Consider the following 26,982-nt stretch of genomic DNA (forward strand, 5'->3'; position numbering starts at 1 on the left):
TCCGTAGCTTGCAAGCTCTTGCCGGACGCTGGCCTGGACTGTTCCGTCGGGCCGCCCGGACCGGGCGACCCGACGGCCTCGATTCAGATCAGGTCGCGGCGGCGGAACACGGCGAACGCCGCAGCGGTCAGCCCGCCAGCCAGCACGAGCAGCACCAGCAGCGACGCCCCCGAGGTAATCGTGTAGAACGGGTCGCAGTTGAGGCCGGGGCCGCCCGTGCACAGCCGTTCGTCGTAGAACCGCGCACCGCCGTTGAGCCACGCCCCGATGTGGCTGGAAAGCATGAACAGGTCCGACTTCCGCGCGTCGACGATCTCCAGGACCAGCCGGGCGCCCAACTCCCAGACCACCGCGTACGCGGCGAACGCGCCGAGCGCCGCCGACGTGTGCCGACCGAGCGTGGCGATCGCGAAGCCCAACGCTGAGGCCAGCAGCACCAACACCAGGCCACGGCCGTGCACCACGCCGAGCGAACGCCAGAAGTCGCCGTCCAGCCTGCCCGGCAACCCGGCGGTCTGCCCGATAACCCAGAACGCGGCGAGGTAGGCCACCGACGCCAGCAGGGCCAGCACCAACACCGTGCCGAGCAGGGTGCCCAACTTGGCCGCGAGCACCGTCACCCGGCGCGGTCGCCAGAGCAGCAGGTTCACCACACCGCCCGAGTTCAGGTCAGCGCCGATGTAGGAGGCGCCGACCAGGAACCCGAAGAGCACCAGGAACGCGATCAGGAAATAGAGCAGCGGCTCGGCCTGCTCGGCGAAGGTGAACACACCCGGCAGATAGTCGGCGGCGATCGGCAGTCGGTCCTGCCGGATCGGGTCGACCGCCGAACAGTCGCTGGGAAGGTACCTGTCCGTGTCGGCCGGCAAGGTGCCGGCCTGGCGGGCCAGGCACTCCTGGTGGGTGGCCTCCAGGTCGCGCCGCGCGTCGGCGGCCTGCTCCCGCGCCGAGTTCAGTTCACTCGCTGTCGGTTTGTGGGAGCCGGCCATCGTGGTCGCCGCCGTCACGGCGAACGCCAACACCAACAGGACCACCATGAGCTGCACGAAGCGACGCGCGGACAGTCGCTCCAACTCGGCACGCACCAGGTTCACGCGTCCACTCCCCGATCGAGGTCGATCACAGCTTCGCCCTGCGGCAGCGACGAGTCGTCGACCTGCCGCGGCACCGACGGATGCTCGTACGCGCCGGTCAGCTCCAGGAAGACGCTCTCCAGATCCGGCCGCAGCGGCGTCAGCTCGCCCACCCACAGACCCTGCTCACCGAGCACCCGGCTGACCACTGTCGGGTCGCTCACCCCACCCACCACCAACGCGTCCCCGTCCACGACAGCCGTCAGCTCGGCCGCGTGCAGCAACTCGACGGCGCGCTCCGGCTCGGCCACCCGGACCAGGAACTCGTGCCGGTCGTGACCCGCCAGCACCTCGTCCACCCGGCCGGTCGCCACCCGCCGACCCCGGGAAATGATCGTGACGTGGTCGCAGATCAGCTGGATCTCGCCCAGGATGTGACTGGACACCAGCACCGTCACCCCGCTGGCCGCCAGCGACCGCATCAGGTCCCGCATCTCCCGGATGCCCGCCGGGTCCAGCCCGTTCGCCGGCTCGTCCAGGATGAGCAACCGCGGGTCCTTCAACAGCGCGGACGCCACCGCGAGGCGCTGCTTCATGCCCAGCGAGTAACCCTTCACCCGCTCGTCGCCCCGGTCGTCCAGGCCCACCAGCTCCAGCACCTGGTCCACCCGCGAGACCGGCACTCCACCCGCGCGGGCCAGCAACCGCAGCGTGCGGTAGCCGGTGAAGTTGCCGAAGAACTGCGGGCTCTCCACGATGGCGCCGACCTGGCCGGCCACCCGGGTCAGCAACTCCGGCGACGGTTCACCGAGCACTGTCATCCGACCGCTGTCGGCGCGTACCAACCCGAGCAGGGCCCGCAGCGTGGTGGTCTTGCCCGAGCCGTTGGGGCCCAGGAAACCGTGGACCTGGCCCGCCTCGACCAGCAGGTCGAACCCGTCCACCGCCACCCGTCGGCCGCTGCGCATGCTGTGGAAGGTCTTGCGCAGACCCTCGATCTCGATGACCGCGCTCATCCGCGCGGCTCCGTACGTCGATGGGGCATGGGCCGTCCTTCGGGCTTGGTGATCAACGACACGGCGCTTCAGCCTATGGCTGAGGTGCCGCCCATGGGGGGCGCCCCGGCGCTGCGTGGTTGGATGGTGCGGTGACTGGTGACCTGATCCCCGGCGCTGCCGGCGCCGCGCCTGCCGCCGCTTTCGTGGACCCGGATCTGGTGGTCAGCCTCGACGGCGTCGGCGTACGCCGCTCTGGCACCGCCCTCCTACAGGACCTGACCTGGCGCGTCGAACTGGACGAGCGGTGGGTCGTGCTCGGCTCCAACGGCGCAGGCAAGACCACACTGCTCAACCTCGCCGCCGGCCGGCTGCACCCCACCACGGGTGTCGCGCACGTGCTCGGCGAGCGGATCGGCCGCACCGACGTCAACGAGCTGCGTACCCGGATCGGCCTCACCACCGCCGCGATCGCCGAGCGACTCCCCGCCGACGAGCGGGTCAGCGACGTGGTGGTGACCGCCGCCTGGTCGGTGGTCGGCCGCTGGCGGGAGAACTACGACCGTGGCGACGAGGCGCGGGCGCGAGCGCTGCTGAGCCAACTCGGCGTCGGTGGCCTCGCCGAGCGCCGCTACGGCACCCTCTCCGAGGGCGAGCGCAAGCGCGTGCAGATCGCCCGTGCCCTGATGACCGACCCAGAGTTGCTGCTGCTCGACGAGCCCGCCGCCGGGCTCGACCTGGGTGGTCGGGAAGACCTGGTCGCCCGACTGGCCGAGCTGGCCCACGACCCGGACGCCCCGGCGATGGTGCTGGTCACCCACCACGTCGAGGAGATCCCGCCCGGGTTCACCCACGCGCTGCTGCTGCGCGAAGGTGGGGTGGTCGCCCAGGGTCTGCTCACCGAGACGCTGACCGGTGACAACCTCTCCAAGACCTTCGGGCTGCCACTGGTGGTCGAGCGGTCCGGCGACCGCTTCACGGCTCGCGCCGCCTGAGCGTCGGAGAGACGGAGACGACAGTGCCGCAGACCCGGGTCGCCGTGGTGGGCAGCGCCAACATGGACCTGGTCGCGATGGCACCCGCGCTGCCGCGACAGGGCGAGACCATGCTCGGCACCGACTTCGTGATGGTGCCCGGCGGCAAGGGCGCCAACCAGGCAGTGGCCGCGGTCCGGGCCGGCGCCTCCTGCGTCTTCCTCGGCGCCATCGGCTCGGACGCCTTCGGCGTCACCCTCAAGGCCCGCATCACCGCGGCCGGCGTGGACACCAGTCAACTTCGCGTGGTCTACGGCGCGTCCGGGGTGGCGCTCGTGATGGTCAACGCCCAGGGGGAGAACGCCATAGTGGTCACCCCCGGCGCCAACGAGGCCCTGGTCGACCTCACCGAGGATGAGCTGGCCACGGTGCGCGCGGCGGACGTCCTTGTCGCCCAACTGGAGATCCCGGTGCAGACAGTGACCGCCGCCGCGGTGGCCGCCCGCGACGCCGGCACCAGGGTCATTCTGAACGCCGCCCCGGCGCGGGACCTCCCACCCGAACTGCTCGCCGCCGTGGACCTGCTGGTCGTCAACGAGGGCGAGGCGCAGGCGCTCGCCGGCCGAGGTCGGGAGGAACCCCGCGCGCTGCTCGACCTGGCCCCCCGGGCCGTGCTCACCCTCGGCGGTGAGGGCGCCTGGTACGTCGACCGGGACGGCACCGAGGTGCACGTGCCGGCGGTACCGGTCGACGTGGTCGACTCCACCGCCGCCGGTGACGCGTTCACCGCGGCGCTGGCCGTCGGCTGGGGCGAGGGGCGCGACGTGGTCGACGCGGTGCGCTGGGCGTCGGCGGCCGGCGCCGCCTGCGTCCGCAAGCTCGGCGCGTCGGTGGCGCTACCGCGACGCGCCGAGATCGACGAGCTGTACGTAGCAGCCTGAGCGCGTCCCGCGCTGAACCGGCCTGAGCGCGTCGGCGGGTTACGTCCGCTGACCCGCGCCCGTGCGGAAGGCCCGGCGGTACGCCGACGGTGAGGTCAGCATGACCCGGCCGAAGTGGTGCCGGTAGGTCACTGGCGTGTCGAAGCCCACCGCGCGGGCGACCTGCTCGACCGGGGCGTCGGTCTCCTCCAGCAGGGTCAGGCTGGCGCGGATCCGCTGGTCGATGAGCCAACGGATCGGGCTGGTCCCGGTGGCCCGGGCGAAGTGCCGCAGGTAGGTGCGGGACGACATGTGCGCCCGCCCGGCGAGCTGGGCCACGCTCAGCGGCTCGGCGAGATGGGCGAGGGCCCAGTCGATGCTGCCCGCGATCCGGTCGTCGTCCGGGTCGGCGGGTACCGGTGCCTCGACGAACTGGGCCTGCCCGCCGTCGCGGTGCGGGGGGATCACCAGCCGTCGGGCGACCGCGTTGGCGATCGCCGCGCCGTGGTCGCGCCGGATCACGTGTACGCAGAGGTCCAGCCCGGCCGCGCTGCCGGCACTGGTGAGCAGGTCACCGTCGTCGAGGTAGAGCACGTCCGGGTGCACCTCGACCCGGGGGTAGCGGCGCGCCAGCAGTTCCGCGTACCGCCAGTGGGTAGTGGCCCGCCGACCGTCCAGCAGGCCCGCTCCGGCCAGCGCGAACGCCCCGGAGCAGATCGACATGATCCGGGCGCCGCGCCGGTGCGCCCGACGGAGCGCGGTGATCAGCTCGGGCGACGGGTCAGCGGTCACGTCCGGTACGCCGGGCACGATCACCGTCCGCGCCGCCGCCAGCTCGGCCAGACCGTACGGGGTGTGCAGGGTGGCTCCGCCGACCACCGGCACCGGCCCCGGCTGCTCGGCGCAGAGCACCAGGTCGTACCAGTCGACGTCGAACTCGGGTCGGGCCAGCCCGAAGACCTCGGTGACGATGCCGGTCTCGAACACCGACATTCCCGGGTACGCGAGCACGGCGACAGGGTGCGCGGCCGCTGGCCGTCGGGGCGCTGGTAGCGGGCGCGGGCCGGTTGTCGTGGCCGGGATCGGCATGGCGGGATGTTAGCGCAGGACGTCGTTCGCGCCACTCGTCCCGAGGTGGCGTGCCGGTGAGGATCGGTGCATGACCTTCGCCTTCGCCGTTCCGCCGGCCGATCCGGCCACCGCCGCCGCCCACTTCCACAATCGGCTCAGCGTCGAGACCGACGTCAGTGATGTGCACGCCGACCTGTCGGCAGGTACCCCGGGCCTGGTGGTCGTCGACTCCCGGGGCGCGGCCGCCTGGGCGCAGGGGCACCTCCCCGGCGCGGTGCACCTGCCCACCGCCGAGATCGCGAGCCGGGCGGCGGACCTGATCCCGCCGGGGTCGGCGGTGGTGACCTACTGCTGGGGTCCGGGCTGCAACGGCGCGACCCGGGCGGCGCTGGAGTTCGCCCGGCTCGGCCATCCGGTGAAGGAGATGCTCGGCGGGTTCGAGTACTGGGCGCGGGAGGGGCTGCCGGTGGTGACGGAGGCCGGGCTGACCCGGCGACCGGTCGACGACCTCACCGCGCCGACCACGACGATCACCTGCGACTGCTGAGTCACAGCTCGGGCGGGTGAGGGCTCAGCCGACGGGCTCGTCGGCGAGCTTCTCGCCGCGTCGTCGCAGCATGCCCAGCCCGGGGATGCCGGCCACGGCGAGTTTGAGGTCGCGGGTCACGTCCAGCAGGTCGTGCAGGTCGGGGCCGACCCGGTCCAGCGTGGCCAGGATCGGCAGGATGTCGGCCGTCAGGTGTTCCTTGAGCTTGGGCAACTCGTCGATCAGGTGGATCGCCGCGCTGATCTCCTCGTGACTCAGCTCTTCGACGAACCGCCCGGCCATCGGCGCGGCCCGGCGCAGCGCCGGCTCGTACGCGGCCAGCAGCTCGGCCGCCGTGGCGGCGGCCTCCGCCGCGGTGCCCACTGTGGCGGCGGCGCGGCCCGCCACCCGGTCGGCCTCGGCGACCACCGTGCTCGCCGCCCGGGAGACCCGGTCGGCCTCGGCGACCACCACCGCGGCGGCGGTGGCCACCTCGGTGGCCGTGTCGATGGCGGTGGTCGCGGCGGCGCTGATGACTGCCACCTCGCGAACCGCGGCCTCGGCGTCGGTGAGCACCTGGTCGGTCCGGTCCAGTGTCGTCTCGATCCGGTCGACCACGCCGTTGATCCGGGCCAGCAGCGCCTCCACCCCGTCCAGCACCGCGAACGCGCGGGCGGGCACGGCGGCCATCGAGGTGGCCGAGCCGAGCGCCTGGTCGAGAGCGGAGCGGGTCAGGCCGACCACGGCGGCCGGGGTGGGGAGGGGAATCGCCATGGGGTCAAGTGTGCGTCGGCTGTGCCACAACCGCCCGACGGAGCCGGTCAGCGTGACCGTCGGCCGGCGGTGTCGGCGCGGGCCACCCGCAGCGCCCACCAGATCAGCGGCGCCTGCAACGGCACCCGGCCGTACGCGATGGCCCGCTTCGTCGGCCGTCGGTGTCGCCAGTCCACCGCCATCTTCACGTTGGCCGGCAGGACGGCGACGAAGAGCGCGGCGGCGGCCCGACCGCCGGCCCGCCGTGTGGCCGGGTGCGCGACCGCCGCCGCCACAGCGAGTTCGGCCACCCCACTGGCGTACGTCCAGAACCGGGCCGGGCCGGGCAACGCGCGCGGCACGATCGGGTCGTAGACGCCGGGGCGTACCAGATGGGTGACGCCGGCCGCGGCGAGCAGGCCGGCCAGGGCGACGGCCTCGCCGCGGCGGGTGGTCATCGATGGTCCCCCTGCTGTTCGACGGCGCGCTGCACGGCCCGGTAGATCTGCCCGAACCGTAGCGCGTCCGGGGTGCGCACCAGCAGGTCCTCCCGGCCGTGGTGCTGCACCCACAGCTCGTGCACATGGTTGCCGCGCTCGTAGGAGCGGTCCAGCCAACCCAACGGGATTTCCAGGAACGGCATCAACGCCAACGCTCCCACCGCACAGGCGGCCAGAATGATCAACGCCAGCTGCCAGTTGCCCCGGTCCTGCGCCGACCAGGCCAGTGACAGCACGCAGACCACGGCGACCAGCGGCGGCAGCGAGAGCAGCAGCACCAGGACGCCGCGCCCCAGCACACGGCCCCGGACGGCAAGAGTTTTCGGCCCCCGGTCGTGCCAGACGAACGTCACGTCGGACAGGGCGATCACATGACCGCCCGCCCGGATCGACTCGGAGGTCACCTGCACCGCGTCGTCCCGGTAATAGAGGGTCATCACTAAGCCTAACCACCGACAGGCAACCCTCGCCTCGCTCGGACCTCGGCACTCGGCCGTCTTCGCAGCGGATCGGCCCTTCGTCGCGGAGGATTCGACGGCGGCCGCCCGGCGGGTACTACAGGTGGTGGTGGCGGTCCTTTGGAGCTGAATCGTCTGCGTTATCACGCGCCTCGTCGCGGTCCCGGTCCGATTCGTTTGCGATATCAGCTCCACAGGCGGCACTGCAGGAACGACCCGCCTGCCGCGCTCGCCGCTGCCGCGCCTGCCGCGCCCGGTGGCGAGTGCAGTCGATGCGCAGGTCCCATCGGTGGCGACGGGCCCTGGTCAGGTCGGGATGTGAAGCGGGACCAGGCCGCCTAGCGGCGGCTGCCGGGGCGCGCGGGCTGGCTGTGCTCGACGGCGCGCTGCACCGCCCGGTAGATCTGCCCGAAGCGCAGCGCGTCACCGGTACGCAGCAGGCGCACCGGCTGACCCCGCCAGCGGGCCCAGATCTCCAGTTGGCGGCTGCCCCGGGAGTACGAGCGGTCCAGGTGTTCGAAGAGGAAGTCGGCGACCGGCCCGACGGCCAGGCCGACCAGCACCGACGCGCCGACGATCGCGATCGTCACGGTGGGGGAGCGGTGCAACCAGACGGCCACGCCGATGCCGAGCACCGCCGCGACCAGCGGACCGGCGAGCGCTGCACCGATCGCGCCCCGCCCCACCAGCACCCGCCAGGAACGGGTGCCCCGACGGTGCCAGATCATGGTGATGTCGGCCAGCGCGTAGCTGCGGCCGTCGACGCGAACGGTGGTGGAGGTGACCTGCACCGACCTGTCGTCGTAATAAGTGATCATGGCTGGACTCCCGCCCGCGGGGCTGACACCACACTACTTACCCAAACGAGCCGGGTCGTAAGGTTGGCACGCGACTTCGACGAGGAAGTGAGGGCAGCGTGGGCGAGTTCGTTCGGCTGGAGACCACTGACGGCATCGGCACGATCCGGCTGGAGCGGCCGCCGATGAACGCGCTCAACACCCAGGTGCAGGAGGAGTTGCGCGCCGCCGCCACGGCGGCCACCGCCGATCCCGACGTCCGCGCCGTCATCGTGTACGGCGGGGAGAAGGTCTTCGCGGCCGGCGCCGACATCAAGCAGATGGCCGAGATGTCCTACGTGGACATGGCCGACCGGGCCGCGAACCTGTCCAGCGCGCTCGGCGCGATCGCCCGGATCCCCAAGCCGGTGGTCGCCGCGATCACCGGGTACGCCCTCGGTGGCGGCTGTGAGCTGGCGTTGGCCTGTGACTGGCGGGTGGTCGCCGAGGACGCCAAGCTCGGCCAGCCGGAGATCAAGCTGGGCATCATCCCGGGTGCGGGCGGCACCCAGCGGCTGGCCCGCCTGGTCGGCCCGGCCCGCGCCAAGGACCTGATCATGTCGGGGCGGATGGTGGACGCGCAGGAGGCGCTGCGGATCGGCCTGGCCGACCGGGTCGCCCCGGCCGCCGAGGTGTACGACACGGCCGTCGCGCTGATCACGCCGTACCTGACCGGGCCGGTGCAGGCGCTGCGTGCGGCGAAGCTGGCCGTCGACGGCGGCCTGGACATGGACCTGAACTCGGGCCTGGCCTGGGAGAGTCAGCTCTTCGCGGCGCTGTTCGCCACCGACGACCGGCGGGAGGGCATGAACGCCTTCGTCGAGAAGCGCAAGCCGGGCTTCACCGGCCGCTGATCCGTCGCTTCCCGGCCCGCCGGCCTCCTGACCTCGGCAACGTCCACTGGCCGGGGCCACGGTCGAAGGGTCAAGTGACTGGCCGGTAACCTGTGATCCCGGCCACGGACGATGGGAGCGACATGACGGAGCGGATCGAGGGTCACGGCGGCGAGTTGGCGCTCGCGGCACTTCGCGCGCACGGCGTACGGGAGATGTTCACGCTGTCCGGCGGGCACGTCTTTCCGCTGTACGACGCCGCGTACAAGACCGACTTTCCGATCTACGACGTCCGGCACGAGCAGTCCGCGGTCTTCGCCGCCGAGGCGGTGGCCAAGCTCCAGCGCCGCCCCGGCCTCGCGGTGCTCACCGCCGGGCCCGGTGTCACCAACGGCATCTCCGGCATGACCAGCGCGTTCTTCAACGCCTCGCCGGTGCTGGTGCTCGGGGGCCGCGCGCCAGCGTTCCGCTGGGGCTCCGGCAGCCTCCAGGAAATGGACCACCTGCCGCTGGTCGCCCCGGTCACCAAGCACGCCGAGACGGTGTTCAGCACCGACGACATCCCGCGTGCGGTCGGTGCGGCGCTGCACGCCGCGCTCACCCCGCACCGCGGCCCGGCCTTCCTCGACTTTCCGCTGGAGACGGTCTTCTCGGTCGCCGAGACCGAGCTGCCCACCGTGACGGGTGTCGACCCGATCGCACCGGACCCGGACGAGGTCGGTCGCGCCGCGCTGCTCATCGCCGGGGCCCAGCGGCCGGTCATCATCGCCGGCTCGGACGTGTACGCGGGCGACGCGGTCGCGGCCCTGCGCGAGGCGGCCGAGGCGTTGCAGGTGCCGGTCTTCACCAACGGCATGGGTCGCGGCTCGCTCCCGCCGCAGCACCCGCTCGCGTTCGCCAAGGCCCGTCGGGCCGCGCTCTCCGGCGCCGACGTGGTCGTGGTGGTGGGCACCCCGCTGGACTTCCGGCTCAGCTTCGGTGACTTCGGTGACGCCAAGGTGGTGCACATCGTCGACGCCCCCAGCCAACGGGCGACGCACGTGCAGCCGACCGCCGCCCCCGCCGGTGACCTGCGCCTGATCCTGTCCGCGCTGGCCGATCACTCCGGTGACCGGGCCGACCACGCCGACTGGATCGCCGACCTGCGTGTCGCCGAGGACGCGGCGAAGGCTCGGGACGCCGCGGAGATGGCCGCCGAGACCGACCCGATCCGCCCGGCCCGGATCTACGGCGAGCTGCGTCGGGCGCTCGCCCCGGACGCGATCACCATCGGCGACGGCGGCGACTTCGTGTCGTACGCCGGGCGGTACCTGGAGCCGGCCCAGCCCGGCACGTGGCTGGACCCGGGCCCGTACGGCTGCCTGGGCACCGGCATGGGTTACGCGATGGGCGCCCGGGTCAGTCACCCGGACCGGCAGATCTGCGTGCTGATGGGCGACGGCGCTGCCGGCTTCTCGCTGATGGACGTCGAGTCGCTGGTCCGCCAGAAGCTGCCGGTGGTGATCGTCGTCGGCAACAACGGCATCTGGGGGCTGGAGAAGCACCCGATGCGAGCCATGTACGGCTACGACGTGGCCGCCGACCTCCAGCCCGAGTTGCGGTACGACACGGTGGTCAGCGCGCTCGGCGGGGCGGGGGAGACGGTCGCCAAGGCAGCCGACCTCGGCCCGGCGCTCCAGCGGGCGTTCGACTCCGGAGTGCCGTACCTGGTGAACGTGCTCACCGACCCGACCGACGCGTACCCCCGGTCGTCGAACCTGGCCTGAGTCGCACCCGCCGCCGCCGTCGCTCCTGCGCCGGCGGCGGCGGCGCGTTCACACCTCCGGTCGGTCGCCCTCGCGCGGCGGCTCGCCGTCCCGGCGGCGCAGGTCGTCCTCGCGCCGCCGCAGGTCTTCCTCCCAGCGCTGGAAGAGCTCCTGGTCCTGCTGCTGGGCGCGTTCCTCCACGGAGCGCAGGAACTCCGGGTCGTCGTCGGGGGCCACCGGTCGTGGGCGCTGCCGCTCGGCGCCGGTGCCGCCCGGCCAGCCCTTGCGGGCGCCGGGGTTGGGCTCCCGGCCGACGATGAACCAGGCGATCGAGCCGACCAGCGGGAAGAACAGGATGATCAGCACCCAGGCGATCCGGGGAAGGGCACGGATCTGGCCCTCCTCGGCGGAGAGACAGCTGATCAGCGCGCAGACGGCGAGGACAATCTGCACCAGGAAGAGGAGTACGCCAAGCCGGGCCATGCACCCATGATGACGCACCGGTTCGCGTCACCACAGTCCGCGCAGCACCAGCAGCACTCCCAGTAACGCCAGGACCACAGTGCCCGCCGTGGCCAGGGGCAGTGTCCGGCCGCCGGTGCGGGCCGGACCGGTGCCGGTGCCGCGGGGCCAGCAGAGCACCAGCAGGGCGCCCCACACCAGCACGGTCCCGCCGGCGATCAGCGCACCTGTCGTGTCGCCTGTCGATGCCAGCCGGACGGCGAGCACTGTCACCACGGTCACGGTGAGCAGGGTGCGCCGCCAGGCCAGCCGGGTCCGCTCCGGTTGCAGCCCCGGGTCGCGTCCGGTGCTCACCGTCCGCCGACCGCCCGCATCAGGACGGCGGCCACCAGCAGCAGCGCGCCGACGCCGACGGCGAGCGCGAGGATGGCGGGGAACCGGGAGGCGGGCAGCTCCTGACCGAGGCGGATGGCCCGCTCGGTACGCGCCCAGTGGTCCACCGCGCGGATCGCGACCGCCGCGCCGAGCAGCAGCAACGCCACAGCGATCACCTCACGCAGGTGGCTCATCGGCAGCGGTGGCAGGAACTGGGCGGCGGCCAACCCGCCACCGACCAGCGCCAACCCGGTGCGCAGCCAGGCGAGGAAGGTCCGTTCGTTGGCCAGGGAGAAGCGGTAGTCCGGTGTCTCACCGACCGAGCCCAGCTCCGCCGGGTCGAACCACCGCCTGATCGCCTCCCACACAGTGGGAGATTATCCGCTTCCCATCCCGCTTAGCCTGGGCCGGTGACTGATCTCGACGTACAGACGCTGCGGACCGCCTACGACAACCAACTCCGCCCGGAGATCCCCGACCCGGTTCCGGCCGGGGTGACCGTGGAGCGGGACGGGCCGCTGGTCCGGATCACCGGGCTCGATTCCGGCGGGTTCATCACCTACCGCGACCTGGGCGGGTTGACCGGCGACGCGCTGGACGAGCTGATCGCCCGGCAGGTGCGGTTGTGCCGTGAGCGGGGCGAGTCGGCGGAGTGGAAGCTCAACGAGCACGACGAACCGGCGGACCTGGCGGACCGCCTGCGCGCGGCCGGCTTCGTGCCGGCGGACCGGGAGACCGTCGTGGTCGGCCCGGTCGCGCCGCTGGCCGCCGCGTTGCCGGCCGCCCCCGAGGGGGTACGCCTGCGTGAGGTGACCTCCCGGGAGGACCTGGAGCGGATCGCCGCCATGGAGGAGGAGGTCTGGCAGGAGGACCGCTCGCACCTCGTGTGGGGCCTGGCCAAGGAGATCGACGCCGATCCGAACTCGATCACCATCGTGGTGGCCGAGGCGGACGGGACTGTGGTGAGTGCCGGCTGGGTGCGGTTCCCGGCGAACACCGGCTTCGCCACCCTGTGGGGCGGCTCCACCCTGCCGCAGTGGCGGCGCAAGGGCATCTACCGGGCGTTGGTCAACTACCGGGCGCGACTGGCCGAGCAGCGAGGTCGGACGCTCATGCAGGTCGACTGTTCCGAGGACAGCCGGCCGATCCTCCAGCGGCTCGGCCTCGTCGCGGTCACCACCACCACCCCGTACGTCTACACTCCGTGATCATGGAGCAGCGGTTGACGGACGAGGAGCGGCTGACCCTCAAGACCGGTGCCTTCGGCGCTGTCTTCCTGGTCTCCAACGCCGACCCGGGAGTCCTGGGGGTGATCCGGGAGAGCATCGCCGCGTCCGACGCGCTGGCCGACGCCAGTGGCACGGTCAAGGAGGCGCTGACCACCGGTCCGCTGCCGCGACTTCCCCGGGACTCGCAGCTGGAGATCGAGTCGGTGGTGCTGCCGGCGCTGGGACAGGCGGTGCGGATCCTGCGCGAGAAGTGCCCACACGACGTGGACGCGTACCGCGAACTGGTGTTGGCCGCGGCGGACCGGGTGGCCCGGGCGCACGACGGGGTGGCGCCCGCCGAGGCGGCGGCCATCGACCAGATCCGGGTCGCGTTGGCCGAGCCGGCCTGACCGGCCGCGCGTCGGTGAGCTGTGTCACCCTGAGTGCTGCGGGGGCGCAACCTACTGGCAGGTAACATTGCGCCGTGGGCAACTGCACAACCGCCCGCGGTTGACCTGGCGTCGACCGACGCGCGACGCTGCGCCCCAGACCGGGCGAGCGAATCGCAACACCACACAGGAGGGTCGTCGAAGCGCGATGAACATCGTCGTACTCGTCAAGCAGGTGCCTGATTCGGGCGCGGACCGCAACCTGCGCAATGACGACAACACCGTCGACCGCGGTTCGGCGAACAACGTGATCAACGAGATGGACGAGTACGCCATCGAGGAGGCCCTCAAGATCAAGGAGGCGCACGGCGGCGAGGTCACCATCCTGACCATGGGTCCGGACCGGGCGACCGAGTCGATCCGCAAGGCGCTCTCCATGGGCCCGGACAAGGCCGTGCACGTGCTCGACGACGCCCTGCACGGCTCGTGCGCCGTCGCCACCTCGAAGGTGCTCGCCGCCGCGCTCGGTCAGCTCAATGCCGACCTGGTCATCTGCGGTGCCGAGTCCACCGACGGTCGGGTCCAGGTCATGCCGCACATGATCGCCGAGCGGCTGGGCGTCGCGGCCCTCACCGGTGCCCGCAAGCTCACCGTCGACGGCGCGACGCTGACCGTCGAGCGGCAGACCGAGGAGGGCTACGAGGTGGTCACCGCCGCCACCCCCGCCGTGGTCTCCGTCTGGGACACCATCAACGAGCCGCGCTACCCCTCCTTCAAGGGCATCATGGCCGCCAAGAAGAAGCCGGTGCAGACGCTCTCGCTGGCCGACCTCGGGGTCGCTGCCGACGAGGTGGGCTTCGACGGCGCCACCAGTGCCGTTGTCGAGCACACCAAGCGCCCCCCGCGCTCCGGCGGCGCCAAGATCACTGATGAGGGCGAGGGCGGCGTCAAGCTGGTCGAGTTCCTCGCCACCGAGAAGTTCGTGTGAGAGGGGGGTTCTGACATGTCTGAGGTTCTCGTCGTCGTCGAAGCCACCAAGGAATTCGGCGTCAAGAAGGTCACCCTGGAAATGCTCACCCTCGCGCGTGAGCTGGGCACCCCGAGCGCGGTGGTGCTCGGTGGCGCCGGCGCCGCCGAGGCGCTGAGCGGCAAGCTGGGCGAGTACGGCGCGGAGAAGATCTACGCCGCCGAGGGTGACGAGATCGACGGCTACCTGGTGGCCCCCAAGGCGACAGTGCTGGCCGAGTTGGTCAAGCGGGTGCAGCCGGCCGCCGTGCTGCTGGCGTCGGCCCAGGAGGGCAAGGAGATCGCCGCCCGGCTCGCCGTCAAGCTCGACAACGGCATCCTGACCGACGTGGTCGGCCTGGACGCCGACGGCACCGCGACCCAGGTCGCCTTCGCCGGCTCCACCATCGTCAAGTCCAAGGTCACCAAGGGCCTGCCGCTGGTCACCGTCCGGCCCAACTCGGTCACCCCCGCCCCGGCGGCGGCCACCCCGGCGATCGAGCAGCTCAGCGTCTCGGTCACCGACACCGACAAGCTGGCCACTGTCGTCGAGCGGGTCGCCGAGCAGAAGGGCTCCCGCCCCGAGCTGACCGAGGCCGGCGTGGTCGTCTCCGGCGGCCGGGGCGTCGGAAACGCCGACAACTTCAAGCTGGTCGAGGAGCTGGCCGACCTGCTCGGCGGTGCCGTCGGCGCCTCCCGCGCGGCCGTCGACTCCGGCTTCTACCCGCACCAGTTCCAGGTGGGCCAGACCGGCAAGACGGTCTCCCCGCAGCTCTACGTCGCCCTCGGCATCTCCGGTGCCATCCAGCACCGGGCCGGCATGCAGACCTCGAAGACCATCGTCGCGGTCAACAAGGACGGCGAGGCGCCGATCTTCGAGCTGGCCGACTTCGGGGTGGTGGGCGACCTCTTCAAGATCGTCCCGCAGGCCGCCGAGGAGATCCGCAAGCGCAAGTGACACCTGCGATACGTCAGTGGCCGCCCGTTCGCACGGGCGGCCACTGCCGTATGGGGAGCTGATCGGCGAGCCGGGGAGCTGAGCCGGCCCGCCGATCAGCCCGTCAGGGAGCCCCTCAACAGGCTGTCGCCGGAGTGGTCGGTGTTGTTGTCGTACCGCTCGGCGGAGACGTCGACCACCGAGTAGCTCTTGAGGTCGACGTTTGGGGGCAGGGGTAGCAGCGCGTCCGGGCCGCCACCCAGGGTGCCGACCGAGAACATCTCCATCGTCGTCGGATTGATGAGCCAGACCTCGTAGTACCCCGCGACGCTCGGGAGATTCGCCACATGCAGATGTAGTTGGCCGTCCTGGAAAACCCGGGCGTCGCCCTTGGCCGTCGGCGGTGTCGCCCCGTACGCCGCCAGCGGCGCGCTCGCCACCACCACCGGCTTCGGGGTGGGCGTCGGGTCGTCCGGTCGGAGCACCGAGACGGTGCCCACCACCCCGACCGCCGCAGCGGCTGCCGCGGTCACCGCGGTGGCCGCCCAACGGGACCAGCCACGACCCCGGCGGGACCGCCGCGTCGGGTCCAGTCGCGTCACAGTCGACTCGGCCACCGCGCCCGGGGCCGCTTCGGCCGTCGTGGTGTCGGCCTGCTCGGGCACCCGGTGTCGGCGGGTCTCCGTCAGCAACGGCCCGGCTTCCGCGGCCCTGACCTGGGCTTCGATGCCCTGCCAGATGTGCTCCGGCGGGTCGGGCAGATCGGCCAGGCCCTGCGTCTCGGTGCCGAGCCCTGCCACCTGCTGAAGGCTCGCCACCTCCGCGCGGCAGAGCGCGCAGGTGCCGAGGTGGGTGCTCTCCCCGTCGTCCGCCTCGCTCTCACCGAGCGCCAGAAATACCAGCCGGTCGTGGTCCAGGTGCTGCACCGTCCACCTCCCATCTGCGCTTCAAGCTCGCCATGCCGCGTCGAATGTGACTCTTCACGGTGCCCAACGGCACGCCGGTCACAGTGGCTATCTGCTGGTGTGTCAGGTCGTCGTAGAACGCCAACTCCAGCATCCGTCGCTGGTCGTCCGGGAGACGAGCCAGCTCGTCGGCGATCACCAACCGGTCCACCACGCGGTCCGGGTCCGGCTGGGTCTGCGCCGGCTCGGGCAGCTGCCGGACCGTCTCCACCACCCGGGTCTCCCGGGCCGAGGCGCGCATCCGGTCGATCACCTTCCGCCGGCCGATACCGAGCAACCAACCGATCAGCGACCCCTTGGCCGGGTCGAACGTGTCGCGACCCAGCCAGGCGGCGACGAACGTCGCCTGGGTGACGTCCTCGGCGTCGCTGCGGTTCGCCAGCATGGACGTGGCCAGGTGGAGCACCGCACGACCGTAGCGGTCGTACGCCTCGCGGAGCGCCACGTCGTCACCGTCGCGGAACCTGCGGTCGAGGTCGTCCACCGGAGGGTCCGGTTCCTGTCGTAGCGCCGTCATCGGGCGGCTCGCCTTCGATGGGGCATGCCCGACTGTAGCTGCCACAGTCTCCGCCCCACTTCCCCGGTCGATGTCATCTCACCAGCTCTTCGCCCCCCGACCCCGTTCCGGATGCAGTCGGGGTCGAAAAAGAAAAGTGCCTCCGGGGCGCATCCGCCCGTCCGAGAGCCGGCGTAACCCGTTCTGCAAGCCAGGCCTGACGAATCAGCACCAAATACCAGGAGGCAGACATGCAGCTCTCGTACTTCCGTCGGGTCGCCGCGGGCGGCGCGGTCGCCGCGCTGGCCTTCGCCGGCGTCGGTGCCCTCACCGCCGGCCCCGCGTACGCCGCCACGTCGAAGGTCTCCGTCGTGCACGGCATCCCGGACACCCCCGTCGACGTCTACGTCAACGGCAAGAAGACGCTGGAGAACTTCAAGCCCGGCGACGTCGCCGGCCCGCTGAACCTGGAGGAGGGCGACTACGACATCGCGCTCACCAAGCCGGGCGAGCCGATCGGCAGCGCGATCCTCACTGTCGACAACGCGGCGGTGCCGGGCGGTGCGAACATCAGCATCGCGGCCCACCTCGACGCCGCCGGCCAGCCGAAGATCACCCCGTTCGTGAACGACGTCTCGAAGGTCGACGCCGGCAAGGCCCGGCTCATCGTCCGGCACACCGCCGCCGCCCCGGCGGTCGACGTCCGCGCCGGTGGCACCCCGGTCTTCGAGAACCTCACCAACCCGAACGAGGCCAAGGGCGACGTCGACGCGGGCGACGTGAAGGCGGACGTGGTGCTGGCCGGCACCGACACCGTGGCCATCGGCCCGGCGGACCTCAACCTCAAGGAGGGCACCGCCACGATCGTCTACGCGATCGGCTCCGCCGAGGGCAAGACCCTCGACGTGGTGGCCCAGACCATCACCGGCCTGCACTCCGCCCCGGGTGGCGTGCCCAGCGGTGACGGCGGCCAGGCCGGCACGGGCGTGAACACCTGGTGGTACGTGCTCACCGGTGCCGGCGTACTCCTGCTGCTTGGTGGTGGGGTGCGGATGGCGACCGCACGGACCGGCCGCGAGTGACGGTGCGCAACCGCGGCGCGCTGGCGGCAGTGGCCGCCGGCGTTGCCGCGCTAACCGTCGCCGCTCTGGTGGCGTGCGCCAACCAGCCGGCCGGGACCGTGGGGGCCGAGGAGGCGAGCACGCTGGCCAGCCCCGCACCGACCGCCGCCAGTGTCCCGTCGGTGCCGGTGACAGCGGGTGAGCTGCCCGCCGGTCCGAAGATCATCCCGCCGGTACGGCTGCTGATCCCGGAGATCGACGTCACCGCCACCGTCAACGCGGTCGGCATCAACGAGCGGACCAACGAGTTCGAGGTGCCGCCGAGCGTCGACCAGATCGGCTGGTACCGCTACGGCCCCGGCCTGGAGGCGGAGGCCGGCTCGGTGGTCATCGCCGGTCACGTGGACAGCGCCACGCAGGGCAAGGGGGCGTTCTTCCGGCTGCGTGAGCTGGACCAGGGCGACACGTTGACAGCGACCGGCAGCGACGGTGAGGCGCGGCGCTACCGGGTCGTCGCCCGGGAGGAGTACGCCAAGACCAAGATCCCGCTGGACCGGTACTTCGCCCGCGACGGCAAGCCGCGGCTGACCCTGATCACCTGTGGTGGGCCGTTCGACGCCAAGGCGCGCAAGTACCGCGACAACATCGTCGTCACCGCGGTGCCCGCCTGACCGGGTCCGCGCGCGTCGGGCCGGGGTGGAGTTCCACCCCGGCCTTTGCGTGCGGTCCCCTCCGGCATCCGGTCCCCAAGGTGTCGGCCGTACGCTGAACGACGATGGCTTACCTGGATCACGCGGCGACGACTCCGATGCTCGACGAGGCACTGGAGGCGTACGTCGCTACCGCCCGCGAGGTCGGCAACGCGTCCTCCCTGCACGCGGCGGGCCGTCGTGCCCGCCGCCGGGTCGAAGAGTCACGCGAGCAGGTGGCCGCGGTGCTGGGCGCCCGGCCCTCTGAGGTGATCTTCACGGGTGGTGGCACGGAGAGCGACAACCTCGCGGTCAAGGGCATCTTCTGGGCCCGCCGGGGAGCCCGGCCCGACCGCCGCCGGGTGGTCTCCAGCGCCGTCGAGCACCACGCGGTGCTGGACGCTGTCGACTGGCTGGCCCAGCACGAGGGCGCCGAGGTCGGCTGGCTGCCGGTGGACGCCGTCGGTCGACTCGACCCGCAGACCCTGCGCGCCGAGCTGGCCGCGCACGCCGACCAGGTGGCCGTGGTCACCGCGATGTGGGCGAACAACGAGGTGGGCACCGTCCAGCCGGTGGCCGAACTGGCCGCCGTCGCCGCCGAACACGGTGTGCCCTTCCACACCGACGCCATCCAGGCGGTCGGTCAGGTGCCGGTCGACTTCGGGGCCAGCGGAGTCGCCGCGTTGACCGTCACCGGGCACAAGTTGGGCGGCCCGACCGGGGTGGGCGCGCTGCTGCTCGCCCGGGACGTGCCGGCCACGCCGCTGCTGCACGGCGGCGGCCAGGAACGCGACATCCGCTCCGGCACCCTGGACACCGCCGGCATCGTCGCCTTCGCGGTCGCCGTGGAGACGGCCGTGAAGGGCCAGCAGGAGTACGCGGCCCGGGTGGCCGCGCTCCGCGACGACCTGATCGAGCGGGTCCGTCAGGCGGTGCCCGAGGTGATCTACAACGGTGACCCGACCGATCGGCTGCCCGGCAACGCGCACTTCTCCTTCCCCGGCTGCGAGGGCGACGCGCTGCTGCTCCTGCTCGACGCGCAGGGGATCGCCTGCTCGACCGGCTCCGCCTGCTCGGCCGGGGTGGCCCAGCCCTCGCACGTGCTGCTCGCGATGGGCGCCGACGACGACCGTGCCCGCTCCTCGCTGCGCTTCACGCTGGGCCACACCAGCACCCAGGCCGACATCGACGCCCTCATCGCGGCCCTCCCGGCGGCTGTCGACCGAGCCCGCCGAGCCGCCGCCCTGCGCACCCCCCGCTGACCCGGGTCCAGCCCCCGCGATCTTGCACTTTCGGTTGGCGGTTCGCGTCATGCGCGGCATATGTCGCCACAGCAACTGCAAGATCGCGAAGGCGGGTGGGCGGGGCGGGCACGGGTTCGGAGGGTTTGCGGGGCTGGTGGATAGGGTTGTGGTGAGGGCGGGGAAGGGGAGTGGGTCGGTGAGGGTTCTGGCGGCGATGTCGGGTGGGGTTGACTCGGCCGTGGCGGCGGCACGGGCGGTGGCGGCCGGGCACGACGTGACCGGCGTGCACCTGGCGCTGGCTCGCAACCCACAGACCTATCGGACCGGCGCGCGCGGCTGCTGCACGCTGGAGGATTCCCGGGACGCCCGGCGGGCCGCCGACGTGATCGGCATCCCGTTCTACGTGTGGGACATGGCCGACCGCTTCCACGAGGACGTGGTCGACGACTTCGTCGCCGAGTACGCCGCCGGCCGTACGCCGAACCCCTGCCTGCGCTGCAACGAGAAGATCAAGTTCGCGGCGGTGCTGGACCGGGCGGTGGCCCTGGGCTTCGACGCGGTGGTGACCGGGCACCACGCCCGCCTCGGCGCGGACGGGCTGCTGCGACGCAGCGTCGACCTCGCCAAGGACCAGTCGTACGTGCTCGCCGTGCTCACCCGCGAACAGCTGGACCGCTCGATCTTCCCGCTGGGCGACTCGACGAAGGCGCAGGTCCGCGCCGAGGCCGCCGAGCGTGGCCTGGCCGTGGCCGACAAGCCGGACTCACACGACATCTGCTTCATCGCCGACGGGGACACCCGCGGCTTCCTCGCCGGCCGGCTCGGCGAGGCGCCCGGCGACGTGGTGGACGCCGCCACCGGCGCGGTCGTCGGCAGTCACAGCGGCGCGTACGCGTACACGGTGGGGCAGCGTCGCGGGCTGCACCTGGACCGGCCCGCCCCGGACGGGCGGCCACGCTACGTGCTCTCCATCACCCCGAAGACCAACACGGTGACCGTCGGCCCGGCCGAGGCGCTGGAGGTGTCCGACGTGCACGCCGTACGTCCGGTCTGGACCGGCGGCGCCCGCCCCGACGCGCCGGTCGAGTGCGAGGTGCAGTTGCGCGCGCACGGCGACGTGGTGCCGGCGACCGTCGCACTCGACGGTGACCGGCTGCACGCCGAGCTGCGCCGACCGGTGCGCGGCGTCGCCGCCGGTCAGGCCGTGGTGGCGTACCGACCGGACCCGGCCGGCGACGTGGTCCTCGGCTCCGCGACCATCACCGGCTGACCGCACGGCCCGGGTGTTCGCGGGATAGCCTTCGCCCGTGACAGATCAGGCGTGGCCCTGGCCGGCCGGCGCGGCAACCGGAATTGGTTCGCTGCCCGGCACCGACATCGGCGAGGCTCAGCGGGTGGTCCTCGGTGAGCTGCCCGAGCTGCCCCACCTGCCCGAGTTGCCGGCCCGTGGCCCCGGGGCGGACATGATCGGCCGATCCGCCGGGCTGCTCGTCGAGCTGCCCGTCGAGGTGTACGCGGGGCGGTGGCGGGTCGCCCCACGCCCGGGCCGTGACCTGCGCCGGGCCCGTGACCTGATGGAACGCGACCTGGACCAGCTCGCCGAGCAGGCCGAGGGGTACGCCGGGCCGATCAAGGTGCAGGCCGCCGGCCCGCTCACGCTGGCAGCCTCGCTGGAGCTGCCGATCGGTGGCCGACTGTTGCGCGATCCCGGCGCGGTCCGCGACCTCACCGGCTCCCTCGCCGAGGGGCTGCGCGCGCACGTCGCGGCGGTCGCCCGCCGGCTGCCCGGGGCGTCGGTACTGCTGCAACTGGATGAACCGTCACTGCCGACAGTGCTGGCCGGGCGGGTGCCGACCGAGAGCGGGCTGGGCGCGTACCGGGCGGTCGAGTCGGTGGACGCCGCCGCACTGCTGCGCACGATCGTCGACGCGGTCGGCGTACCGACGCTGGTGCACTGTTGCGCCCCGGACGTGCCGCTGGAGCTGATCCGCTCCACCGGCGCCGTCGCGGTCGCCCTCGACCTGGACCTCGTCACCAAGCTCGACCCGCTGGGCGAGGCGATCGACGCCGGCCTTGGGCTGTTGGCCGGGGCCGCGCCGACCCGGCCGCCATCGGCCGGTGCCGCGCCGACCTCCGCACAGATCGCCGACCGGGTACGCCAGGTCTGGGACCGCCTCGGCTTTCCCCGTCGGCAGCTCGCCGAGCAGGTGGTCGTCACCCCGGCCTGCGGTCTCGCCGGTGCCACCCCGGAGTACGCGCGGGCGGTGCTCGCCGCGTGCCGGGACGCGGGCCGGCGGCTCGCCGAGGCGTGAGGTTTCCTGTCGTACCCGGTGGGCAGGATGACGGCCATGATTGGACAGCTGCGTTCAGTGGTGATCGACTGCCCCGATCCGCGGGCGTTGGCGGCGTTCTACGCCGAGCTGCTCGGCGTGCCGCTCGCCGAGGGCGACTCCGACGACGACTGGGTGGTGCTGGGCGGCCCGCCCGGTCACCAGCCGCGCCTCGCCTTCCAGCAGGCGCTCAACCTGCGCCCGCCCGCCTGGCCGGATCCCGAGCGCCCACAGCAGTTCCACCTCGACGTGACGGTGGACGACATCGAGGCCGCCGAGAAGGCGGCGCTCGCGCTGGGGGCTCGGCGGCTGCCCGGCGAGGGCGAGGGCTTCCGGGTCTACGCCGATCCCGCCGGCCATCCGTTCTGCCTCTGCTGGGACTAGGGCCTGTTTCATAAGGGCGGTCGAGCCGAGGCGGAGTCCGGGCGGCGATCCGGCAAGGCGCGGTTTCGTCCGGATACCGGTGTTGTATCCGGACGAAACCGCAACGCCGCCGGTCGTCGTCCGGACTCCGCCGCAGGCCGGCCAGCACTTCCGAAACCCGCCCTGAGCCCGCCGTGGGTTGCGGCGGCCGGGCATGATGGCCGCCGTGATCCACACCTCCGCGCTGCGCGCCTCCGGTTCGCTCTTCGGCCTCGCCTACGGTGACGCGCTGGGCAAGCCGACCGAGTTCCTGACCGTCGCCGAGATCGAGCGCCGGTACGGCCCGGCCGGCCCCCGTGAGCTGTCCGGCGAGCCCGCGCTGGTCACCGACGACACCCAGATGGCGCTGGCGGTGGGTTGGGCGCTGCACGAGGCGCCGTCGTTAACCCCGGAGGCGGTGGAGCCGCTGCTGCGGCGACGCTTCCTGGCCTGGGCGGTCAGCCCGGACAACAACCGCGCCCCGGGCATGACCTGCCTGCGCGCCTGCGCCGAGCTGAGCCGTGGGCTGCCCTGGCAGGAGGCGACAGTGGTCGGCTCGAAGGGCTGCGGGGCCAACATGCGGGTCACCCCGGTCGGGTTGCTCGACGTGGACCTCGACACACTCGCCGGGTTGGCCCAGTTGCAGGCCGGGCTGACCCACGGCCACCCGACCGGTCTGGCCGCCAGCGAACTCACCGCGTACGCCGTCTTCGCGCTGCGCGGGGGCGTTCCGCTGCCCGACCTGCCGGCGGTGCTCAGCGAGCGGGCACTGTCCCAGCGGCTGGTCTACCGGGAGCGGTGGCTGGGCGACCTCTGGCGGCGTGCCGGTTCCGGCACACCGGAGGAGTTCATCGCCCAGGGCTGGGACGAGTGCCTGACGGTGCTGGGCCGACTGACGAACACCCTGACGCAGCCGGACGACGGCGGTGACCCGTGTCAGGCCACCGGCGAGGGCTGGGTGGCCGAGGAGGCGCTGGCCACCGCGCTGCTCTGCGCCGTACGGCACGCCGACGACCCGGTCGCGGCGTTGGCCCGGGGCGCGACGACCGCCGGTGACTCCGACTCGATCGCCGCCCTGGCCGGCGCCTTCGTGGGCGCGGCCGTCGGCATGACCGCCTGGCCGCGCGAGTGGGCCGACCGCATCGAGTACGCGGACCAACTCGCCACGCTCGGCGCGACCTGGGACTGACCGGGCGCGGCTGGGACCGACCGGGCGCGGCTGGGACCGACCGGGCGCGGCTGGGACCGACCTGGCCCGGCCCGGCCGGCCCGGCCCCCATGATCGACTCGGGGTTCTGAAAGTTGGGGTGTCCGGGTCCTTGGGGCACCGCGACTTTCAGGAACGCGAGTCGATCAAGGTCGGCGGCCGGCCACGAGGATGGTCAGCGGCGGTCGAGGGCGGCCGGCGGGCGGTCAGGAGGTGGGGAGGTGGCGCAGGCTGCGGACCTTTCGCCACAGGTCGGCGTCGCAGCGGCCGGCGTGGTCGGCGAAGGCGGCCGAGCTGAGTCGGATCGGCTCGGTGAGGCTGAGGTAACTGTCGTGCTCCGCACCCGGGTCCCAGTCTCGGGTGGGAATGCGGACGTGGTCGTCCCGGTCGCTCTTGTCCTGGCTGGTGATCTTCAGGACGTCGGCACCCCGGGAGTCGGCCCGCAGCACCAGACACGGGCGCACCTTCGACCCGCTGCCGTCGGCGTACGGCACGTCGGCCCACCAGATCTCACCGGGCGCGGGGGTGCCGTCGTGTCGGTCGGTGTCGCGTGAGCGGGGTTTGGTGGACGGCCTCTCGGCGCCACGGGGCCGTGGCGGGGCGGGACGACGGCCACCGGTGCTGCCCCGATTCGGGCGGGTTTCCGGACGCCGGTTGGCCACCCGGTGCCGCCAGCTGTTCCACGCCCAGCCAGCGGCCACGGTCAGCAGGATCGCCACCGCCCAGAGCAGTGCCTCGCGCATCCGTACCTCCGCGTCCCGGCGACCCGCCGGTCGCACCGTCCGGCGATCCTTGCACGCCGCCGCCGGTGCCGCCCGCCAACCACACCGCAGCTGCCTCGCCGCCCCGAGCCACCCCACCGTCGCCCTCGATCACTTGACGCTGAGTAGCTCAGAACCGTTGGGTCAGCGGCCCGGTTGGTGGGCGAAGGACCCGCCCGCGCCGATCTTGCACTTTCGATCGCCGTTATGCGGGGAATGCCACCTAATGTCGCGACAGGAAACGCAAGATCGCGGAGGAGGGCGGTCCGGCTTCGTCGATCATGGACTTGTGGTGCCTGTTTTGGCATGATCGGCGCGCTTTGCCGCCCACCACTACTCCATGATCGACGGGGCGGGGCGGGGGGCAGGGCGGGGGGTTGACGAAGAGTCACTCTGTGTGACGCGCCGGTGTCGAGCTACTCAGCATCAAGTGATCAGGGCAGGCGGCTGAGGGCGAGGTCGCTCCGGGCGCGGGCGGGCGGCGGATTGTCCCACCGGCCCGATACCGTGCCGGAGTAGCGTGATCAGGGAGGTCGCAGGCGTGTCCGAAGGTGGCGGTGTGTCCGAGGAGCAGATCGGTCAGCAGGTCAGCCCGGCGCAGGAGGCGGCGGCCGGGGCTGAGCCGACGCCGCAGGCCCGGGAGCGGCATGCCGCGCTCAGCCAGGAGTTGACCGAGCACCAGTACCGCTACTACGTGCTGGACGCGCCGACCATCCCCGACGCCGATTTCGACAGGCAGTTGCGCGAGCTGGAGGCACTGGAGGAGGAGTTTCCGGCGCTGCGGACGCCCGACTCGCCGACCCAACGGGTGGGCGGCACCTTCTCCACCGACTTCACAGCGGTCACCCACGCCGAACGGATGCTCTCGCTCGACAACGCCTTCGCCGACGAGGAGTTGGCGGCCTGGGCCGACCGTGTCGAACGGGACGCGGGCGGTCCCGTGCCCTACCTGTGCGAGCTGAAGGTCGACGGGCTGGCGATCAACCTGACCTACGAGAACGGCCGGCTGGTCCGGGCCGCCACCCGGGGCGACGGGCGCACCGGTGAGGACGTCACCGCAAACGTGCGCAGCATCCGGGACGTGCCCAGCCAGCTCACCCCTTCCGCCGAATTCCCGGACATTCCCGAGCTGGTGGAGGTCCGGGGCGAGATCTACTTCCCGATCGCCGCGTTCGCCGATCTCAACGCCGGCCTGGTGGAGCAGGGCAAGGCGCCCTTCGCCAACCCCCGCAACGCCGCCGCCGGCAGTCTGCGACAGAAGGATCCACGGATCACCGCCACCCGGCCGCTGCGCCTGGTGGTGCACGGCATCGGCGCCCGTCGTGGGTTCCAGCCCAGGGCGCAGTCCGAGTCGTACGCCGCACTGAAGTCGTGGGGGTTGCCGACCAGCGACCGGTGGCGGGTCGTCCCGGACCTGGCCGGCGTGGCGGAGTTCATCGCCTACTACGCCGAGCACCGGCACGACGTCGAGCACGAGATCGACGGCGTGGTGGTCAAGGTCGACCCGGTCTCCATCCAGGGACGGCTCGGGTCGACCAGTCGTGCCCCGCGCTGGGCGATCGCCTTCAAGTACCCGCCGGAGGAGGTCACCACCAAGCTGCTCGACATCGACGTCAACGTGGGGCGTACCGGCCGGGTCACCCCGTTCGCCGTGCTCGAGCCGGTGCGCGTGGCCGGTTCCACAGTCGCGCTCGCCACCCTGCACAACGCCCGCGAGGTGGAGCGCAAGGGCGTGCTGATCGGCGACACGGTGGTGCTGCGCAAGGCCGGCGACGTGATTCCCGAAGTGCTCGGTCCGGTGGTCGACCTTCGGCCCGCCGATGCCCGGCCATTCGTCATGCCGACCAGCTGCCCCGCCTGCGGCACCCCGCTCGCCCCGTCGAAGGAGGGCGACGTCGACATCCGTTGCCCCAACACCCGCAGCTGCCCGGCGCAGTTGCGGGAGCGGGTGTTCCATCTCGCCGGCCGGGGCGCGTTCGACATCGAGGTGCTCGGCTACAAGGGCGCGGCTGCCCTGCTCGACGCGGAGATCATCGGCGACGAGGGCGACCTCTTCCACCTCGACGCCGAGCAGCTGTCCCGGTCGCCGTTCTTCGTCAACAAGGACGGCAGCCTGGGCAGCAACGCCACCAAGTTGCTGGACAATCTCGCGGTCGCCCGGGAACGGGACCTGTGGCGGGTGCTGGTGGCGCTCTCCATCCGGCACGTCGGCCCGACCGCCGCCCAGGCGCTCGCCCGGCACTTCCGCTCGATGGACGCCATCGACGCGGCCACCGAGGAGGAGCTGTCCTCCGTCGACGGGGTCGGGCCGACCATCGCCGCCAGCATCCGGGAGTGGTTCGCGGTGGACTGGCACCGCGAGGTGGTCCGCAAGTGGGCCGAGGCCGGCGTACGGATGGCCGAGGAGGCGGTCGACGAGGGGCCGCGCCCGCTGGAGGGGTTGACGGTGGTGGTGACCGGCACCCTCGCCGGGTTCTCCCGCGACCAGGCGGCCGAGGCCGTGCAGAGTCGGGGCGGCAAGGTCAGCGGGTCGGTCTCCAAGAAGACGAGCTTCGTGGTGGTGGGGGACAACCCCGGGTCGAAGGCCGACAAGGCCGCCAGTCTCAAGGTGCCGGTGCTCGACGAGGACGGGTTCCGGCTCCTGCTGGACGCCGGCCCGGACGCCGCCCGGGAGGTCGCCCAGCTGGGCGGCTGACCCCGCCGGCGGCCGGGCACGGCGACTGGCCGCGTATACCAACTTAATTACGACTACGACCGATTCGTGACT

30 protein-coding genes are annotated in these 26,982 nt (G+C 72.4%); 17 read left to right on the forward strand and 13 right to left on the reverse strand.

The annotated features are described in order from the left end of the window. Nucleotides 1–83: 83 nt before the first annotated feature. Both IW249_RS15480 and IW249_RS15485 read right to left on the reverse strand, forming a co-directional pair. Nucleotides 84–1,094: an ABC transporter permease subunit gene (locus IW249_RS15480; protein ID WP_196921408.1), complete on the reverse strand. Its 1,011-nt coding sequence runs from the start codon at nt 1,092–1,094 to the stop codon at nt 84–86. After that, nucleotides 1,091–2,089, reverse strand: coding sequence for an ABC transporter ATP-binding protein (locus IW249_RS15485; RefSeq protein ID WP_196921409.1), 999 nt, complete (start codon nt 2,087–2,089; stop codon nt 1,091–1,093). The genes IW249_RS15480 and IW249_RS15485 overlap by 4 nt, the downstream gene beginning before the upstream one ends. Nucleotides 2,090–2,220: 131 nt before the next feature. Here IW249_RS15485 and IW249_RS15490 point away from each other — a divergent pair, with 131 nt between their 5' ends. Together IW249_RS15490 and IW249_RS15495 are read left to right on the forward strand one after the other, a co-directional pair. Further along, complete coding sequence (locus IW249_RS15490; RefSeq protein WP_307788598.1) at nt 2,221–3,063, forward strand: ABC transporter ATP-binding protein; 843 nt, start codon at nt 2,221–2,223, stop codon at nt 3,061–3,063. 23 nt (nt 3,064–3,086) lie between these two features. Beyond that, nucleotides 3,087–3,983, forward strand: coding sequence for a ribokinase (locus tag IW249_RS15495; protein ID WP_196921411.1), 897 nt, complete (start codon nt 3,087–3,089; stop codon nt 3,981–3,983). Between the two features lie 39 nt (nt 3,984–4,022). Here the strand turns inward: IW249_RS15495 and ftrA are convergent, their stop codons facing one another. Then, nucleotides 4,023–5,051, reverse strand: coding sequence for a transcriptional regulator FtrA (gene ftrA / locus IW249_RS15500; protein ID WP_196921412.1), 1,029 nt, complete (start codon nt 5,049–5,051; stop codon nt 4,023–4,025). A gap of 70 nt (nt 5,052–5,121) precedes the next feature. On the opposite strand from ftrA, the gene IW249_RS15505 reads away from it, so the two are divergent. After that, nucleotides 5,122–5,580: a rhodanese-like domain-containing protein gene (locus tag IW249_RS15505; RefSeq protein WP_196921413.1), complete on the forward strand. Its 459-nt coding sequence runs from the start codon at nt 5,122–5,124 to the stop codon at nt 5,578–5,580. A 24-nt stretch (nt 5,581–5,604) separates the two neighbouring features. Here IW249_RS15505 and IW249_RS15510 read toward each other — a convergent pair whose 3' ends face one another. The 4 genes from IW249_RS15510 to IW249_RS15525 all read right to left on the reverse strand — a co-directional run bounded on the left by IW249_RS15510 (nt 5,605) and on the right by IW249_RS15525 (nt 8,088). Continuing rightward, nucleotides 5,605–6,333 carry a hypothetical protein gene (locus IW249_RS15510; protein WP_196921414.1) on the reverse strand — a complete coding sequence of 243 codons (729 nt, stop codon included), beginning with the start codon at nt 6,331–6,333 and terminating at the stop codon, nt 5,605–5,607. 47 nt (nt 6,334–6,380) lie between these two features. Next, a complete protein-coding gene (locus IW249_RS15515; RefSeq protein ID WP_196921415.1) occupies nt 6,381–6,770 on the reverse strand; it encodes a DoxX-related protein in 390 nt (129 codons plus the stop codon). After that, nucleotides 6,767–7,249 carry a DUF6232 family protein gene (locus tag IW249_RS15520; protein ID WP_196921416.1) on the reverse strand — a complete coding sequence of 161 codons (483 nt, stop codon included), beginning with the start codon at nt 7,247–7,249 and terminating at the stop codon, nt 6,767–6,769. The genes IW249_RS15515 and IW249_RS15520 overlap by 4 nt, the downstream gene beginning before the upstream one ends. Before the next feature lie 359 nt (nt 7,250–7,608). After that, nucleotides 7,609–8,088, reverse strand: a complete 480-nt coding sequence (locus tag IW249_RS15525; protein WP_196921417.1) for a DUF6232 family protein — start codon at nt 8,086–8,088, stop codon at nt 7,609–7,611. Nucleotides 8,089–8,186: 98 nt separating this feature from the next. Between IW249_RS15525 and IW249_RS15530 the strand changes: the two genes are divergently transcribed. Next, on the forward strand, nt 8,187–8,960 hold the full coding sequence (locus IW249_RS15530; RefSeq protein ID WP_196921418.1) for an enoyl-CoA hydratase/isomerase family protein: 774 nt from the start codon (nt 8,187–8,189) through the stop codon (nt 8,958–8,960). 122 nt (nt 8,961–9,082) lie between these two features. Continuing rightward, complete coding sequence (locus IW249_RS15535) at nt 9,083–10,705, forward strand: acetolactate synthase (RefSeq protein ID WP_196921419.1); 1,623 nt, start codon at nt 9,083–9,085, stop codon at nt 10,703–10,705. A 48-nt stretch (nt 10,706–10,753) separates the two neighbouring features. Here the strand turns inward: IW249_RS15535 and IW249_RS15540 are convergent, their stop codons facing one another. The 3 genes from IW249_RS15540 to IW249_RS15550 are packed head-to-tail and all read right to left on the reverse strand — an operon-like array spanning nt 10,754 to nt 11,889. Continuing rightward, on the reverse strand, nt 10,754–11,167 hold the full coding sequence (locus IW249_RS15540) for a PLD nuclease N-terminal domain-containing protein (protein WP_196921420.1): 414 nt from the start codon (nt 11,165–11,167) through the stop codon (nt 10,754–10,756). A gap of 27 nt (nt 11,168–11,194) precedes the next feature. Next, the gene (locus IW249_RS15545; RefSeq protein ID WP_196921421.1) at nt 11,195–11,500 is read right to left on the reverse strand and encodes a DUF202 domain-containing protein; all 306 of its coding nucleotides are present in this window, start codon (nt 11,498–11,500) and stop codon (nt 11,195–11,197) included. Next, a complete protein-coding gene (locus IW249_RS15550; RefSeq protein WP_196921422.1) occupies nt 11,497–11,889 on the reverse strand; it encodes a YidH family protein in 393 nt (130 codons plus the stop codon). Before IW249_RS15550 ends, IW249_RS15545 begins: the two co-directional genes overlap by 4 nt. A 42-nt stretch (nt 11,890–11,931) precedes the next feature. Between IW249_RS15550 and IW249_RS15555 the strand changes: the two genes are divergently transcribed. The 4 genes from IW249_RS15555 to IW249_RS15570 all read left to right on the forward strand — a co-directional run bounded on the left by IW249_RS15555 (nt 11,932) and on the right by IW249_RS15570 (nt 15,081). Beyond that, entirely contained in the window at nt 11,932–12,729 is a 798-nt protein-coding gene (locus IW249_RS15555) for a GNAT family N-acetyltransferase (RefSeq protein ID WP_196921423.1), read from the forward strand. Then, nucleotides 12,726–13,139 carry a hypothetical protein gene (locus tag IW249_RS15560; RefSeq protein WP_196921424.1) on the forward strand — a complete coding sequence of 138 codons (414 nt, stop codon included), beginning with the start codon at nt 12,726–12,728 and terminating at the stop codon, nt 13,137–13,139. The genes IW249_RS15555 and IW249_RS15560 overlap by 4 nt, the downstream gene beginning before the upstream one ends. Nucleotides 13,140–13,326: 187 nt before the next feature. Beyond that, entirely contained in the window at nt 13,327–14,106 is a 780-nt protein-coding gene (locus IW249_RS15565) for an electron transfer flavoprotein subunit beta/FixA family protein (RefSeq protein WP_112582103.1), read from the forward strand. 15 nt (nt 14,107–14,121) lie between these two features. Beyond that, entirely contained in the window at nt 14,122–15,081 is a 960-nt protein-coding gene (locus tag IW249_RS15570; protein WP_091393283.1) for an electron transfer flavoprotein subunit alpha/FixB family protein, read from the forward strand. Between the two features lie 95 nt (nt 15,082–15,176). On the opposite strand, the gene IW249_RS15575 is transcribed toward IW249_RS15570, so the two are convergent. After that, nucleotides 15,177–15,986, reverse strand: a complete 810-nt coding sequence (locus tag IW249_RS15575; RefSeq protein ID WP_196921425.1) for an anti-sigma factor — start codon at nt 15,984–15,986, stop codon at nt 15,177–15,179. Continuing rightward, entirely contained in the window at nt 15,940–16,542 is a 603-nt protein-coding gene (locus tag IW249_RS15580; protein ID WP_196921426.1) for an RNA polymerase sigma factor, read from the reverse strand. Before IW249_RS15580 ends, IW249_RS15575 begins: the two co-directional genes overlap by 47 nt. 230 nt (nt 16,543–16,772) lie before the next feature. Between IW249_RS15580 and IW249_RS15585 the strand changes: the two genes are divergently transcribed. The 7 genes from IW249_RS15585 (at nt 16,773) to IW249_RS15615 (ending at nt 23,436) form a co-directional block, all read left to right on the forward strand. Continuing rightward, nucleotides 16,773–17,603: a DUF4397 domain-containing protein gene (locus tag IW249_RS15585; RefSeq protein ID WP_196921427.1), complete on the forward strand. Its 831-nt coding sequence runs from the start codon at nt 16,773–16,775 to the stop codon at nt 17,601–17,603. Continuing rightward, entirely contained in the window at nt 17,600–18,253 is a 654-nt protein-coding gene (locus IW249_RS15590) for a class F sortase (RefSeq protein ID WP_196921428.1), read from the forward strand. The genes IW249_RS15585 and IW249_RS15590 overlap by 4 nt, the downstream gene beginning before the upstream one ends. 104 nt (nt 18,254–18,357) lie before the next feature. Beyond that, on the forward strand, nt 18,358–19,533 hold the full coding sequence (locus IW249_RS15595; protein ID WP_196921429.1) for a cysteine desulfurase family protein: 1,176 nt from the start codon (nt 18,358–18,360) through the stop codon (nt 19,531–19,533). 178 nt (nt 19,534–19,711) lie between these two features. Further along, nucleotides 19,712–20,785 (forward strand): tRNA 2-thiouridine(34) synthase MnmA, encoded by a 1,074-nt coding sequence (gene mnmA / locus IW249_RS15600; protein ID WP_196921430.1) that lies wholly within the window; start codon nt 19,712–19,714, stop codon nt 20,783–20,785. 37 nt (nt 20,786–20,822) lie between these two features. Continuing rightward, nucleotides 20,823–21,827, forward strand: a complete 1,005-nt coding sequence (locus tag IW249_RS15605) for a methionine synthase (protein WP_196921431.1) — start codon at nt 20,823–20,825, stop codon at nt 21,825–21,827. 36 nt (nt 21,828–21,863) lie between these two features. After that, nucleotides 21,864–22,229 (forward strand): VOC family protein, encoded by a 366-nt coding sequence (locus tag IW249_RS15610; protein ID WP_181539234.1) that lies wholly within the window; start codon nt 21,864–21,866, stop codon nt 22,227–22,229. Between the two features lie 196 nt (nt 22,230–22,425). Further along, entirely contained in the window at nt 22,426–23,436 is a 1,011-nt protein-coding gene (locus IW249_RS15615) for an ADP-ribosylglycohydrolase family protein (protein WP_372433040.1), read from the forward strand. Between the two features lie 224 nt (nt 23,437–23,660). On the opposite strand, the gene IW249_RS15620 is transcribed toward IW249_RS15615, so the two are convergent. Further along, nucleotides 23,661–24,197, reverse strand: coding sequence for a type II toxin-antitoxin system PemK/MazF family toxin (locus tag IW249_RS15620; protein WP_196921433.1), 537 nt, complete (start codon nt 24,195–24,197; stop codon nt 23,661–23,663). Nucleotides 24,198–24,774: 577 nt separating this feature from the next. Between IW249_RS15620 and ligA the strand changes: the two genes are divergently transcribed. Next, a complete protein-coding gene (gene ligA / locus IW249_RS15625) occupies nt 24,775–26,910 on the forward strand; it encodes an NAD-dependent DNA ligase LigA (protein ID WP_196921434.1) in 2,136 nt (711 codons plus the stop codon). Nucleotides 26,911–26,982: the final 72 nt, after the last annotated feature.

The sequence above is a fragment of the Micromonospora vinacea genome, assembly GCF_015751785.1.
Taxonomy (GTDB): Bacteria; Actinomycetota; Actinomycetes; order Mycobacteriales; family Micromonosporaceae; genus Micromonospora; species Micromonospora vinacea.

Bases quoted from the DNA above. Each gene is read 5' to 3' on its own strand.
- IW249_RS15580 (WP_196921426.1), bottom strand. From the start codon at position 16,542: ATGACGGCGCTACGACAGGAACCGGACCCTCCGGTGGACGACCTCGAC.
- IW249_RS15535 (WP_196921419.1), top strand. From the start codon at position 9,083: ATGACGGAGCGGATCGAGGGTCACGGCGGCGAGTTGGCGCTCGCGGCA.
- IW249_RS15615 (WP_372433040.1), top strand. From the start codon at position 22,426: ATGGCCGCCGTGATCCACACCTCCGCGCTGCGCGCCTCCGGTTCGCTC.
- IW249_RS15485 (WP_196921409.1), bottom strand. From the start codon at position 2,089: ATGAGCGCGGTCATCGAGATCGAGGGTCTGCGCAAGACCTTCCACAGC.
- IW249_RS15570 (WP_091393283.1), top strand. From the start codon at position 14,122: ATGTCTGAGGTTCTCGTCGTCGTCGAAGCCACCAAGGAATTCGGCGTC.
- IW249_RS15565 (WP_112582103.1), top strand. From the start codon at position 13,327: ATGAACATCGTCGTACTCGTCAAGCAGGTGCCTGATTCGGGCGCGGAC.
- IW249_RS15595 (WP_196921429.1), top strand. From the start codon at position 18,358: ATGGCTTACCTGGATCACGCGGCGACGACTCCGATGCTCGACGAGGCA.
- IW249_RS15540 (WP_196921420.1), bottom strand. From the start codon at position 11,167: ATGGCCCGGCTTGGCGTACTCCTCTTCCTGGTGCAGATTGTCCTCGCC.
- IW249_RS15620 (WP_196921433.1), bottom strand. From the start codon at position 24,197: ATGCGCGAGGCACTGCTCTGGGCGGTGGCGATCCTGCTGACCGTGGCC.
- ftrA (WP_196921412.1), bottom strand. From the start codon at position 5,051: ATGCCGATCCCGGCCACGACAACCGGCCCGCGCCCGCTACCAGCGCCC.
- IW249_RS15510 (WP_196921414.1), bottom strand. From the start codon at position 6,333: ATGGCGATTCCCCTCCCCACCCCGGCCGCCGTGGTCGGCCTGACCCGC.
- IW249_RS15520 (WP_196921416.1), bottom strand. From the start codon at position 7,249: ATGACCCTCTATTACCGGGACGACGCGGTGCAGGTGACCTCCGAGTCG.
- IW249_RS15505 (WP_196921413.1), top strand. From the start codon at position 5,122: ATGACCTTCGCCTTCGCCGTTCCGCCGGCCGATCCGGCCACCGCCGCC.
- IW249_RS15585 (WP_196921427.1), top strand. From the start codon at position 16,773: ATGCAGCTCTCGTACTTCCGTCGGGTCGCCGCGGGCGGCGCGGTCGCC.
- IW249_RS15610 (WP_181539234.1), top strand. From the start codon at position 21,864: ATGATTGGACAGCTGCGTTCAGTGGTGATCGACTGCCCCGATCCGCGG.
- IW249_RS15515 (WP_196921415.1), bottom strand. From the start codon at position 6,770: ATGACCACCCGCCGCGGCGAGGCCGTCGCCCTGGCCGGCCTGCTCGCC.
- IW249_RS15525 (WP_196921417.1), bottom strand. From the start codon at position 8,088: ATGATCACTTATTACGACGACAGGTCGGTGCAGGTCACCTCCACCACC.